Source organism: Actinomadura monticuli (assembly GCF_041463655.1).
Lineage (GTDB): Bacteria > Actinomycetota > Actinomycetes > Streptosporangiales > Streptosporangiaceae > Spirillospora > Spirillospora monticuli.
In genome coordinates this window covers 179,522-191,415 of the sequence record NZ_JAXCEI010000007.1, presented here as the reverse complement: position 1 = coordinate 191,415, position 11,894 = coordinate 179,522, and the positions used below count along the sequence as shown (strand labels likewise).

17 protein-coding genes and 1 tRNA gene are annotated in these 11,894 nt (G+C 69.2%); 6 read left to right on the top strand and 12 right to left on the bottom strand.

All coding sequences use genetic code 11. The annotated features are described in order from the left end of the window. Positions 1 to 90 precede the first annotated feature (90 nt). Positions 91 to 1,182, top strand: a complete 1,092-nt coding sequence (locus SM611_RS17845; protein ID WP_371950714.1) for a PucR family transcriptional regulator — start codon at positions 91 to 93, stop codon at positions 1,180 to 1,182. A gap of 111 nt (positions 1,183 to 1,293) precedes the next feature. On the opposite strand, the gene SM611_RS17840 is transcribed toward SM611_RS17845, so the two are convergent. The 6 genes from SM611_RS17840 to SM611_RS17815 form a co-directional block, all read right to left on the bottom strand. After that, entirely contained in the window at positions 1,294 to 1,902 is a 609-nt protein-coding gene (locus tag SM611_RS17840; RefSeq protein WP_371950712.1) for a histidine phosphatase family protein, read from the bottom strand. Positions 1,903 to 2,086: 184 nt separating this feature from the next. Next, positions 2,087 to 2,764, bottom strand: coding sequence for a YoaK family protein (locus SM611_RS17835; protein WP_371951032.1), 678 nt, complete (start codon positions 2,762 to 2,764; stop codon positions 2,087 to 2,089). 142 nt (positions 2,765 to 2,906) lie between these two features. After that, the gene (locus SM611_RS17830; RefSeq protein ID WP_371950710.1) at positions 2,907 to 3,689 is read right to left on the bottom strand and encodes a CbtA family protein; all 783 of its coding nucleotides are present in this window, start codon (positions 3,687 to 3,689) and stop codon (positions 2,907 to 2,909) included. A gap of 39 nt (positions 3,690 to 3,728) precedes the next feature. Continuing rightward, positions 3,729 to 3,953 carry a CbtB domain-containing protein gene (locus SM611_RS17825; RefSeq protein ID WP_371950708.1) on the bottom strand — a complete coding sequence of 75 codons (225 nt, stop codon included), beginning with the start codon at positions 3,951 to 3,953 and terminating at the stop codon, positions 3,729 to 3,731. 145 nt (positions 3,954 to 4,098) lie between these two features. Continuing rightward, the gene (locus SM611_RS17820) at positions 4,099 to 4,263 is read right to left on the bottom strand and encodes a hypothetical protein (RefSeq protein WP_371950706.1); all 165 of its coding nucleotides are present in this window, start codon (positions 4,261 to 4,263) and stop codon (positions 4,099 to 4,101) included. Between the two features lie 124 nt (positions 4,264 to 4,387). After that, entirely contained in the window at positions 4,388 to 4,777 is a 390-nt protein-coding gene (locus tag SM611_RS17815) for a (2Fe-2S) ferredoxin domain-containing protein (protein WP_371950704.1), read from the bottom strand. Positions 4,778 to 5,084: 307 nt separating this feature from the next. Between SM611_RS17815 and SM611_RS17810 the strand changes: the two genes are divergently transcribed. The 4 genes from SM611_RS17810 to SM611_RS17795 are packed head-to-tail and all read left to right on the top strand — an operon-like array spanning position 5,085 to position 6,829. Then, positions 5,085 to 5,498, top strand: coding sequence for a hypothetical protein (locus SM611_RS17810; RefSeq protein WP_371950702.1), 414 nt, complete (start codon positions 5,085 to 5,087; stop codon positions 5,496 to 5,498). Beyond that, positions 5,498 to 5,791, top strand: coding sequence for an SH3-like domain-containing protein (locus SM611_RS17805; RefSeq protein ID WP_371950700.1), 294 nt, complete (start codon positions 5,498 to 5,500; stop codon positions 5,789 to 5,791). The genes SM611_RS17810 and SM611_RS17805 overlap by 1 nt, the downstream gene beginning before the upstream one ends. 10 nt (positions 5,792 to 5,801) lie before the next feature. Then, positions 5,802 to 6,491, top strand: a complete 690-nt coding sequence (gene scnC, locus SM611_RS17800; RefSeq protein ID WP_371950698.1) for a thiocyanate hydrolase subunit gamma — start codon at positions 5,802 to 5,804, stop codon at positions 6,489 to 6,491. Then, entirely contained in the window at positions 6,488 to 6,829 is a 342-nt protein-coding gene (locus tag SM611_RS17795) for a ScnB (protein WP_371950696.1), read from the top strand. The genes scnC and SM611_RS17795 overlap by 4 nt, the downstream gene beginning before the upstream one ends. A gap of 97 nt (positions 6,830 to 6,926) precedes the next feature. Here SM611_RS17795 and SM611_RS17790 read toward each other — a convergent pair whose 3' ends face one another. Both SM611_RS17790 and SM611_RS17785 read right to left on the bottom strand, forming a co-directional pair. Then, positions 6,927 to 7,595: a TfuA-like protein gene (locus SM611_RS17790; RefSeq protein WP_371950694.1), complete on the bottom strand. Its 669-nt coding sequence runs from the start codon at positions 7,593 to 7,595 to the stop codon at positions 6,927 to 6,929. Then, positions 7,592 to 8,737, bottom strand: a complete 1,146-nt coding sequence (locus SM611_RS17785; RefSeq protein WP_371950692.1) for a YcaO-like family protein — start codon at positions 8,735 to 8,737, stop codon at positions 7,592 to 7,594. Before SM611_RS17785 ends, SM611_RS17790 begins: the two co-directional genes overlap by 4 nt. 384 nt (positions 8,738 to 9,121) lie before the next feature. On the opposite strand from SM611_RS17785, the gene SM611_RS17780 reads away from it, so the two are divergent. Continuing rightward, positions 9,122 to 9,298 (top strand): hypothetical protein, encoded by a 177-nt coding sequence (locus SM611_RS17780; protein ID WP_371950690.1) that lies wholly within the window; start codon positions 9,122 to 9,124, stop codon positions 9,296 to 9,298. A gap of 254 nt (positions 9,299 to 9,552) precedes the next feature. On the opposite strand, the gene SM611_RS17775 is transcribed toward SM611_RS17780, so the two are convergent. From SM611_RS17775 to SM611_RS17760, 4 genes are all read right to left on the bottom strand, one after another. Further along, positions 9,553 to 9,626, bottom strand: a tRNA-Met gene (locus SM611_RS17775). Positions 9,627 to 9,675: 49 nt separating this feature from the next. Then, on the bottom strand, positions 9,676 to 10,725 hold the full coding sequence (locus tag SM611_RS17770; protein WP_371950688.1) for a YlbL family protein: 1,050 nt from the start codon (positions 10,723 to 10,725) through the stop codon (positions 9,676 to 9,678). 48 nt (positions 10,726 to 10,773) lie between these two features. After that, positions 10,774 to 11,217, bottom strand: coding sequence for a molybdenum cofactor biosynthesis protein MoaE (locus tag SM611_RS17765; RefSeq protein ID WP_371950687.1), 444 nt, complete (start codon positions 11,215 to 11,217; stop codon positions 10,774 to 10,776). 68 nt (positions 11,218 to 11,285) lie between these two features. After that, on the bottom strand, positions 11,286 to 11,816 hold the full coding sequence (locus SM611_RS17760) for a PPA1309 family protein (RefSeq protein ID WP_371950685.1): 531 nt from the start codon (positions 11,814 to 11,816) through the stop codon (positions 11,286 to 11,288). Between the last annotated feature and the right edge of the window lie 78 nt (positions 11,817 to 11,894).

Sequence of the window (11,894 nt, the reverse complement as noted above, 5' to 3'; positions counted from 1 at the left end):
CGAACGGTAGAAGCGCCGTGCCCGTCCCCCTATAGGCAGATGTCACTTTCTTTCCGGCTAGACTTCATACAAACGTATGAAGGAAGGCTCATGGCTCCCGACCTCCAGGACATCGTGGATCAGGCCGCCGACCTCCTCCGGGCCCCCGCCACGCTGGAGGACCGCGACTTCCACCTCGTCGCCTACGCCGCCCACGGCGACACGATCGACCCCGTCCGCACGGCGTCGATCCTGCACCGCCGCGCCACCGAGGACGTCCGCGCCCGTTTCGAACGCCACGGCATCGCCCGCGCCACGAGCCCGGTCCGCATCCCGGCCGACGCGTCCCTCGGCCAGCTCGGCCGCCTCTGCCTGCCCGTCCGCTGGAACAACGTGACCTACGGCTACCTATGGCTCCTGGACGACCAGGAGCGCATCACGACCCCCCAGGCGGCCAAGGCCATGCCGCTGTGCGAACGGGCCGCGCTCCTCATGGCCCGCCAGGCCAGGGAGCGCGACGACCTGAGCTGGAAGGTCGCCGACCTCCTCGCCACCCACCCCGACACGCGCACCCAGGCGGCGGACGACCTGACGGACGCCGCGGCCCCCGAAGCGCCCTTCACCGTGGCCGTCCTGCGCACACCGTCCCCGGAGCCGCTCAACCCCTGGCAGCTCCCCCACTCGGTGCTGACGACGGTCTGGCAGCGCGACCACGTCCTGGTCGTCCCGGCCTCGACCCCCACCACGACCACCCTCGACAGGGCCCGGCGCCTTCTGGAGGAACGCCACGCGCCCGTCCGGGCAGGCGTCTTCTCCCCCTGCCCGACCCTGGAGGACGTCCACGAAGGCTGGCTCCGCGCCCGCGTCGCGGCCCGCGCCGCGGCCCCCGGCGAAACCCGCGACTGGACGTCCCTGGGCGTCCTCCGCCTCCTGCGCACCGCCGGCGGCGAGGCCCTGACCCAGACGACCCAGACCCCGGGGACCGCCCGCCTGCTCCAGCACCCGGACCTCGCCGAGACGGCCCGCGCCTACCTGGACCTGGCGGGCAACGTCCAGAAGACGGCGAAGACCCTGAACATCCACCGCCAGACCCTCTACCACCGCCTGCGCCGCATCGAGGAACTGACGTCCCTGACCCTCACCGACGGCCAGGACCGCCTGACCCTCCACCTGGCCCTGACGTTGTCCCCCCACCTCGACTGACGTCTCTTGGGCGGACCGGGTTCGGGGCGCCCAAGGTCGCTACCGTGCCCCATGGCCGGCGCCGCGCCGGCCGACCGCCGATCGTCCTCACCGCGGACCTGGCCGCCGCCCTCAACCCCGTCCTCTGACCTCACGGGGCCCCTGATCCGCCGGGCCGAGCGGGTGGCCGGACTCGCGCAGGCGCCACTGGCCGCCGTTATACGACAAGCGGGTCTGGGACAGCGGCGGGACGTCCATGCGCCAGAACGCACTTGGTGGAGCGCCCAGAGCGTGCAGAACGGCTGCTCGCACCAGCGCGGGGTGAGTGACGGCGACGACAGGGGAGGCGGCACCGGGGAGCCGGTCTAGCCACGACGCCATGCGCGCAAGGACACCGGCGAGCGGTTCACCGCCATGGGGTGCGGCGACAGGGTCGGTCATCCACGTGTACAGATCGGCCGGGTTCTCGGTTTCGAGGTCGGCCAGCCGGCGCCCCCGCCAGATGCCGGCGTCCATGTCGGCCAGAAGCGGCTCCGGCTCCGCGTCCAGCCCTAAGGCCTGGGCGGTCTGCAGGCAGCGTCGTTCGAGACCGCGATAGGCCGCGCCGACGCGCCGCAGTGCCCCGAGGCAGGCGGACGCCGCAGCGAGCCCGCGGTCGTTGAGCGGTTCGTCATCGGGAAAACGCGCCCCGTGCGTCGCCGCCGTGGACGCGTGGGAGATCAGCACCAGCCGGAGGGTCACCTGCGAGGTACTCCGTCAGGTGCCACGCCCGTCCCATTGACGGCTCGCTGCACGAAGCATGTGGTCACGGCGGGAAAGGGTAGGACAGAACGGTGGGATTCCGGCGCCACGGTTCCGGGCGGAGTCTCCAACCAGGGCCAGCATGCCCCCTGGACTACACGGACGGTTCTCGGCATGCGCAGGGTCAGCCCCACTTCTCGGCGTCCTCCCGGCTTGCGGTGACAAAGGACACGGCGGCAACCACGACGAGTACCACGGCCGCGCACCACAGCGGGGCCGAAACCGCGACCTTCCGGATGAGCACGCTGCCGATCGCGGCCCCCAGCAGCAGGGCGGCGATGGACAGGGCCTTTCGGACGACCCGTTCCTTCGCCTCACCACGGTCGGCGACCAGAGCGGTCAGCGTGGTGGTGACCACGATGGTCCGGAAGTCGGGCACCTCCAGCCGGCGCACCATCGCGTACTGCCAGCCCATGGACACGGCGAGGACGGCGATCGTCGCCTCGCGGCCGGACCCGGGGACATGGCCGAGGCTCGACACGATCAGCGCGGCGGCGACGACGGCGCACGCCTGTGTGGCGGTGGCCGCTCCCAGCAGCCTGCCGCGGTGCGTGATGCCGTTGAATGCCAGATGCCCGCCGACGGCGGCGCCGACGCAGAAGAGCCCGGTCGACAGCGCGGTCGGCAGGATATCGCCCGGCACCCCGCCGCTGCCGCCGAGCCCGAGACCGAGAAAGATGATGTTGCCGGTCATATTTGCGACGAAGACATTGCCGAGTTCCAGAAAACTGACCGAGTCGACGAATCCGGTCATCACTGTGAGGAGGACGAGCAGGGGCGGCAGCGGTCCATGGTCTCGCACTTGGGACACTCGTGCATTCTCGCAGGCCGCCGGGCATGCGCTGTGGAGTCATCCCTTGGCGTGTCGCGAAAATAAACGAGGCCGACTTTTCGGCGGCTCCACTGCGACACGCCTCAGAGAAGGCGATATATCAATGTGCCGGTCATGTGCCGATCGCAGTCGGCGTCTTGCCGGGGCGGACAGATTCCTCGTTCATTTCGCGGGTCGCGAGCGCGCCGAAGACGAGCCCGAGCACCGTCCAGGTAATCGCTTGCGTGCCGAGCGAGGCGAGCCTGAACTTCCAAAGCAGCTCGGCGGGGAAGCCTGCGGGCACCTCGTCGACGCCGGGCAGCGCCGCGTAGGCGATGCCCACCAGAACGACGAACACCGCCCCGCCGACCAGGGCGGCGTTCCAGCCGCCCAGACGGTGGACCAGCCGGCGCCCCGTCCCCGCCGCGGCGATCGCCGCGACGACGCTGATTCCGATCATGGCCAGGTAGAGACCCGTCCGAGTGCCGACGGTGTCCGCGCTGCCGACCGCCGGAGGGTTGGCGGGGTACTTCAGGAGAGGGATGAGGCTCACGATGACGAACCCCGCCGCTGCCAGCAGGGCGGCGGTCGGACGGGCGGAGAGCGAACCCAGGCGCCCGTAGAAGCCGGCGAAGACCAGCGCGTAGATACCGCCGATCGCGATGCCGAAGAGCGCGAGCGCGACTGACAGTCCGAGCGTCTCCTGCACACCGCGGGAGACCACCGCTTCGGCCGTCTCGTGGCTGTGCTGCCCCGCGACGGCCGTATGCTCGTGGCCGCCGCCCGCCCCGTGCCCTTCCTCGAAGCCGATGGCGTCGCGGATCTGCGGCTCCCCCGCCGACCAGGCGAACATGGTGGCGGCGAGGCCCGCGGCCAAGCCGGCCAGCATGCCGCGGACCAGAAGTGCCCTGATCATGCCCCGCTCCTGATCATGCCCTGCTCCTCACACCGAGCGTCAGTGGCAGGGGGAACCAAGCAGATGCCGGCCGTCGTGCATGAACTCGTGTATCGCGGAGCCCCCGAACAGCGACATGGCTCCTTGCTCGGCCCCGACGAAGTAGAGGATCACGAGCCCGAGCACCGCGGCGAAGACCGCCCACGGAACGATCTCCCGCAGTGGCAGACGAACGGGGACCGGGACAGGGCGGCTGGAGGCCCCGGGTGCTGTCAGACCGGCCATAGATTTCCTCCTATCGGGCCAGGCCGCCACACATCTCAGGCATTCCGATCTGCTTCATTGCGGAGGCGGCCGACTGCTCTAGAGCGAAAGGTAACACACGTACAAGGTGGAGTCACTGATCAACTCTGATCCTGTCAAGCACGAATTAAGCGATCTTGACAGGCGACGCGGCCTCCCTCCACTCAATGATCTGGAAGCAGGCGATGTGTTCGTTGAACCCGCCGAAAACGCACCCTTCGACCAGATAGCCGCGCACGATGCCGCCCTCGATGTCGACGATGCGGTGCAGCCTGTTCTCGTATTCGTCCACAGCTCGCCGCTCCCCTGGGACCTATCCACCGCATACCACGTGCGTGCGCCGCCCTCCGGACGCCTATAACCACTGCCGAGGCTTTACCGAATTCCGCCTGCGGCTCGGAGGGGTACTCGCGGCCTCAGCGGCCGTGCTTCGGCGGCGCGAACACGTAGAGGCCGATCGTCGCGGGTGGATCGGCCATACCGGGCCCGCCCGCGTTCGCCCATTCGGTGATGTCGCCCACAGCGTCCTCGTCGAGCACTCGACCGATCCACGTCGTCCGGCCGCCGGCGGCCCGTCCCAGGGCGGAGGGGTTGATCACGACGACGTTCGCCTGCGAGCAGGGCCCGAGGCAGTCGGTGTAGCGGACACGGACGTCTTGCGCCAACTGGAGGCGGAGCCGTCGTTCCAGCGCCGCGTGGTCGACGTCGGGATTGCGGCGGTCGGTGCCGCAGCAGCAGCCCCTGCACAGGGTGACCGTGCAGCGGGGCCTCGGCGGCGGGGGCCGTTCCTTCGCCCGCGCGGACACCCCGCCTCCCTCGTATACCGGCCTCTCCCGGTCTTCCCGCCCCCGCCCTTCTCGCACCCGCAATTACCGGCCTCCGCAAATCCAAGAGCTGAAATGATTCGGAAGGCTATCCCCCGGCGGGCAAGCCTCCGACCTGGCGCTGGCAGGTGACGCATACCCTTTGGACAAGGAGTTCGATCACGATCAAGAGGCGGCGCCAGGTCAAGTGTTCTTTGCCGGAATTTGTGACAGGTCGCTGGTTGCACGGTAGTTAGCTGGACATGTCTCAGGCGTCCGATGTTCTCCCGCTGATAAGGAGAGTGCGAGGATGCAGTATTCAACCCTGATGGAGCGAGTCAGGCATCTGTCACCCGAAGAACGCAATGTGCTCGACTCGCCCTACACGATATCGAACGAGCTGTACGCGGCGCTCCGGTCGGTACTGCATGATGTCGGCGGGCAGCCTGACGCTCCGGCCCCATTCCTCGAAAAAGGGGAAGAGGAGTGGGAGATGAACACCTACATCACCTGCGAGTGCCTCGGCTGGCGCGGCGCCTGGAACTCCGAGATGCGGCGGCGCGCCGAGAACGATCTCGGCGCCACGCAGTACTTCGGGCTTCCCTACTACGCCCGGTGGATCACCGTCGCCGCCAAGACCCTCGTCCAGAAGGGCCTCATCACCACCGACGAACTGGGTCAGAAGATCGACGAGATCCGGACCCGGATGGAGGCGAAGGACTGATGGCGAACCCGCGGTTCTCGGTCGGCGACAAGGTCACCGTCCGCGATCAGACCACGATGTTCCACACCCGCACGCAGAAGTACACGCGCGGACGCACCGGCGTCGTCGTCGAGCATCGCCCGGAGTGGGTGATCCCGGAGGACGAGGCGTGGGACCGCATGGAGACGGGCCGCAAGGAGCCCTTCTACGTCGTCCGGTTCAAGCAGACCGAACTCTGGCCCGGCTACACCGGCCAGCCCGTCGACACGCTCGAGTCCGAATTCTCGGAACGCTGGCTGACCCCGGCGCAGTAGAGGGGAAGAAATGACTGGAATGCACGACGGCCACGACGGGCACAACACGTTCCCGGTGTCCGCGAAGGTCAGTGAGTTCGAGATCCTCGAACTAGCGGTCCGCGAACTGGCCATCGAGAAGGGCCTCTTCTCGGCCGAGGACCACCGCCGGTTCGCGGAATGGGCCGACGGCGTCGGTCCGCACGGCGGCTCCAAACTGGTCGCGAAGGCGTGGTCCGACACGGCCTTCAAAGAGAGGCTCCTCAGCAACGGAACCGAGGCGTGCAAGGAGGTGGGCATCGACTGGCTGGATCCGACCGGAACGGGGACGCCCAGCGACTACACCTACTTCTACGTCCTGGAGAACACGCCGCAGGTGCACAACGTGATCGTGTGCACGCTGTGCTCCTGCTACCCGCGGCCGGTCCTCGGCATGTCGCCGGACTGGTACAGGACGCCCGCATACCGTCGCCGCATGGTGAACCGGCCCCGCGAGGTGCTCGCGGAGTTCGGCCTACACCTGCCGAAGGACGTCGAGGTGCGGGTGCACGACTCCAACCAGAAGTCCCGCTTCATGGTCATGCCGATGCGGCCGGAGGGGACCGAGGGCTGGAGCGAGCAGCAGCTCGCTGAGATCGTCACCCGCGACACCATGATCGGTGTCGCGCTGCCCAGCGCGGACGTGCGGGTGCCCGTCCCGGCCGGGGGAGTCCACAAGTGACCGCTTCACCGGCGCAGGAGTACGGCGTCCTCATGGAGACGCTCGACGACATCGGGGAGCGCACGGACGCTTCGCTGCGGTGCATCGAGCACGAGCCCGAAGTCTGGGAGTCCAGGATGCAGGTGACGTGCGAGTGCCTTTCCCAGAGCGGCACCCTCGACAACCTGGAGCGGCGTCTCCTGGAGGACGAACTCGGGGAGACCGCGTATGCGCGCTTCCCCGTCCAGACGCGGTCGGCGTTGACGGTCGCGCACACCCTCATGGACCGGGGGCTCTTCCGCGAGGCCGAACTCCGCTCCAAGATGGGCGAGATCCGCCGGAGGATGTCGGAGGACTGAGCACCGCGCGCAACCGTAGGCATCATTCGATGCCCGGACAGGGCGATCCGGCGGCCTTGGCGTCCCCACCCGCTGGAATCGCCCTGCCCGGCTCGTCTCACCGAGCGAGCCACCGTCCGCGCGTCGCGAAGAAGGCGCGAAGGTCAGCGCTCTTCAGCCGGTACTTCGGCAGCGACCGGAGCTCCGCCCTGAGAAGTGGAACGGTCTCCGGCCCGGCGATCTCACCGCATAGGACGGCCAGGGCGTTGACGGTCCGTTCGGCGAACCAGGCGGCCGCCAGAACGTCCGCGATCTCACGCGCGTGCGCGGGCTGAAGAACCCCCACGCCGGCCAGGTGACCGAGGAACGGTCGAAGATCGATGAGGGCTTCGCTGAGCGGCCGGTACTCGGGGGCCGGGCCGTGCAGCACGGCGACTTCATCGTCGGGGATCATCCGTTCGGCAAAAGACCGGTAGACCCTACCGAAACCTCGCATTCCATGATCGCGCAGTTCCGCCGCGCGGATCGCTCCCATGGACGACAGTCCCCACACCGTCCAGCCGGCGCGGAGGGCGGCAATGATCTCCCGGTGTCCCACGGCCAGGACGTCCCCGAACCGGCCGTCCACGATGACGATCTCTCCAGGCGGCCTCGCGGGCCCGTCCAGCAGAGCGGCGATGTCGCCGCGCCGTGCCGGTGGAAGGACCGTCAGGCCGGGGCCGCCGAACAGGTCGCGGGACATGCCGTGTCCGGTGGAGCCGAGGAATACGTACGTGCCGAAGTTCACGAGCGTGCCGCCCTTTCAGCCTCCTCGGCGAGGCGGGGACCGACCCGGCGGGTCGTCTGCGTGAAATGCTCTGCGAACGGAACGCAGACGCGCACCACCGCGAACGGTTCCGCCAGCGGCGGATAGCGGTACGCCCCCACACGCTCGAACCCGTGGCGTCGGCAGCGGTCGAGCAGGTTGCCGAGCATGTCGCGGGGACCGGCGGGTTCGGACGTGGGAATGTCGCAAAAAGACACGGCAGGTGCGGCCCGGGCGAAGCCGGCGACGAGTTCGGCGCGATAGCGCGCTTCCCTCTCCGCGCCGAGGGAATCGATGAAGGCGGTCGCCTCATCCAGGTCGTCGCGGGCGCCCTGGATGTAGGTCAGGCGCGATTGAGCGGCCTCGCTGAGCGCGCGGACGGCGGCGATCGCCGCCACCGGATGGAATCCGTATCCCCCGCTGCAAGCCAGCGGGGACGCCAGGTCGTCGTCGACGATCAGGCAGGAGAAACAGGCGCCGAGGGCGCTCGGAATCCAGCGGAGCCAGACCCGCAGGCCGGCTGCGCGGATCTTCCCGGCCAGCGCCGCCGGTTCCGCCGGCAACTGCTCGGCCTTCACCAGAATCGACGAGGAACTCAGTGTCTCGAACGAGAGCGCATCGCGCTCCAAGACCTCGCACAGCCCGTGCAGCATCGCTTCGTCGAAGTCATTTCCGGATGCCAGACCGGTCGTGGTGGAACCCCAGATTCCAACACGCAGTTCCTCAGGACACGGATGAAAGACGAGTTCTGCGGGGACCGGCAGCTCTTCCCCAGAATTCAACTCTTCGGCTCGGACCCAGGCCATCTTGCGGTCCACGTCGAGTCCCCGCCCCAACACCGGGCACAGGCTGCCGAGCGTCGGGCCGCCGGCGCTCGCGATAGCGCGCGGCGACGCCCACCGGAGATCCCCCCGTTCGGCCGCGAACGGTGCCGATCTCTCCGCGACCGCCTGCTCGATGGCCTCCATCAAGGCGCCGGCGCGCGACTCCTCGGCGGTCCCGCCCTTGCCCGCGGTGACGATGACGACGGCGGCGCCCGGCCTGGTCGCGGAGTGTACGGGGATGCCGACGCGGTCGAGCCGGGTCGTCTCGGCACAGCGGGTGACGCCGAGTCCGCGCGCCACCGGCCACGCTCGGCGGGCCGTCTCCGCGGCCGGGACCGCGCGGACACTGCTACCGAGCACCGGCACCGGAGCCGCCCCTGATCACGCGGTCCCCCCCACCAGCCCATTGACGCACACCGGACAAAGGAACGAGTAATGTTTGCGCTTCGCGGTAGGCATGGCAGTTCCGTCGATCTTGATAATGGGTCGCCGCCTCTAGCGAAACACAAGGGCATCCGTGTCACAAGACCACCTTGGTGATCACCTTCGATGCCGTACCTACCTGTTTCCTTCGATGGAAGAATGTTACTCTGCTGGCGTGCATTCAACGACCGCGTCTGTACTCGCATAAGTCGGCGCAGATGACTGCGGTCGCGGAGGACCACTGCGACGAACGGGAGTGTCATGCACGGTTCACAGGAAGACCAGTCCAATGTCTCGACCACGGCGGGGGCCGGCGATGTCTCCGGTATCGCGCTGAGTGAAGCCGCCCTGGCCTACCTCGACGAGCGGTTGGCTCAGGGTCTCGTCGCTCCCGCGTCGGCTCATGACCACTCCACCGTGAACGAGCCGTCCTTCTAGGCGATCCCGTCGGCGCTGCGCATGAGTTGACCGGCACGAGCACCACCGGACACCCCGGACAACTCCTGGAGGAGAACACCACCCACCAAGCCCGAAGGCCCCTGAGCCGGGGGTCAGGGGCGAAGCCCCGGGGGCGGGCGGGTGGGGGAGGCGGCGGAACCGGGGGGCTCCGGGGGGTCGCCCCCCAGGCAAAGGCGACGGGGCCCGCAGGGAAGCCCGCCAAAGGCGGGCGACCACACGGACCCCAGGACCAGTAGCGGGGGCAGGATTTGAACCTGCGACCTCTGGGTTATGAGCCCAGCGAGCTACCGAACTGCTCCACCCCGCGGTGATGTCTTAAGTCTATGGCATGGCGGGGGGTGGTTCGTACGGTGGCGTCATCGGGTGCAGGCGGGGATGTCGCCTTTGCCGGTGGTGAGGGCGTTGAGGGCCTGGATGCTGCCGTGGAGGGTGTCGGCGCGGATGAGGCGGAGGCCGTCGGGGCGGGCGGCGACGGCGTCGGAGCAGTTGTCCTTGGGGGTGAGGAAGGCGGTGGCGCCGGCCTTGCGGGCGGCGATCATCTTCTGCTGGATGCCGCCGATGGGGCCGACTTCGCCTTCGGGGGTGATGGTGCCGGTGCCGGCGATGAATTTGCCCTGGGTGAGGGGGCCGGGGGTGAGTTTGTCGTAGATGGCGAGGGAGAACATGAGGCCGGCGGAGGGGCCGCCGATGTCGCCGATGCTGATGTCGATCTTGAAGGGGAACTTGTACTGGTCGGAGAGGACGATGCCGACGACGGCGCGTTCGCCGGCGGGGTCGGCGACGGTCTTGAGGGTGGCCTTGCCGTCCTTCCCGTCGCGCTTGTAGGCCAGGATGACGCTGTCGCCGATCTTGAGCTTGGCCATGGCGCCGGTGATCTGGGAGACGCTGGTGACCTTGGCGCCGTCGAGTCCGGTGATCTCGTCGCCGGGCTTGAGGGCGCCGTCGGCGGGCCGTCCCTTCTGGACGCCGTCGACGACGACGCGGGTGGTGAGGGGGATGCCGAGTTCGTGGAGGGCGGCGGCTTCGGCGTTCTGCTGGGAGTCCTGCATCGCCCGGGTGTTCTCCTGGTCGACCTCTTTCGGCGACTCGTCCTTGGGGAAGATCGTCTCTTCGGGGACGATGGCGGTGTCGCCGTCGAGCCAGCCGCGCAGGGCGGTGAAGAGGTCGATGCGGCCGCCGGGCCCGCCGCGGTAGGTGACGGTGGTGAAGTTGAGGTGCCCCTGGTCGGGGTAGGTCTTGCGGCCGTCGATCCGGATGAGGGGCTGGCCCTTGTCGTTCGTGCCGAGGGTGTTGCTCGTGGGGCCGGGCATCAGCGCGACGTAGGGGACGCGCATGAAGGAGCCGATGACGGCGAGCACGAGGACGAGCACGCTCGCGACGGTGAGCGTGGTGGCACGACGAGACATGCCGGAAACTCTATGCGGTCGGGGGGCCCGGGGCTCCCCGACCCACGCTCAGCAGGCTCCGACCCATTCGTCGTCGCCGTCGGCGAAGGTCTGGTGCTTCCAGATGGGGACGCGGGCCTTGAGGTCGTCGATGAGGCGGCGGCAGGCGGCGAACGCCTCGGCGCGGTGGGGGCAGGACGCGGCGACGACGACGGCGATGTCGCCGATCCGGAGGTCGCCGACGCGGTGGACGGCGGCGAGGCCGAGGACGGGGTGGTCGGCGGCGACCTTCTCCATGACGGCGCGGAGTTCCCGTTCGACGGTGGGGTGGGCGCTGTAGGACAGGCCGGTGACGTCGCGGGCGTGGTCGTTGTCGCGGACGGTGCCGGCGAAGACGGCGATGCCGCCGGCGCCGGGGGCGCCGACGGCGTTGTAGACCTCGTCGATGGACAGGGGCGTCTCGCGGACGCCGATCAGCCGGATGACGTCCTCGCCCGCAGCGCTTTGGCTCACGTTCCGCAGGCTACCCCTCCGGGCGGTCCCCGCTCCTCCCCGGGACGCCGCTGCCCGGGACGGCCCGGTCATCCGTTCCGGGGCGCGCCGGGTTCGTCGGGTTCCAGGGTGGCGACGAGGGCGTCGGGAAGGCCGGGCACGAGGTCGGGGCCGCGGAGGACCTCGTCCTCGGTGTCGTGGCTGCGCATGCGGAGGGCGGCGTGCCGGGTGCCGTCGCGCAGGACGCCGACGACCATGCGGACTTCCTCGCGGGCGGGGTGGCTGCCGACGAACTCGGCCGCGGCGGCCTGGTCGTCGGGGATGTCCGCCTCGACGTCGGAGGGGAGGACGACCCGTTCGATCACGAGGACGCAGCCGTCGACGGTGTCGGGCCAGGCGATCCCGGCGAGCGCCTCCTCGATGCTGGCCCCGTCCGGGAGGCGTTCCTGCTCGACGGGGACGAGGGCGTCGGCGTCCGCGGGCAGCTGGTCGGCGATCCCCGGCTCGGCGCGGCGCAGTTCGGCGCTGCGGACGAGGGCGTACAGGCTGGGCCCGCTGTCCCAGCCCTTCTCGGCCGAATGACGTTCGAGGTCGAGCACGACTTCTTCCAGAAGACTCACGGGCCCATCTTTCCCCCAATCGGGACCCGGAAATGCGGGAACCCCCGCGTCAGTCGGTAAGTTGCATCTACAGCACCG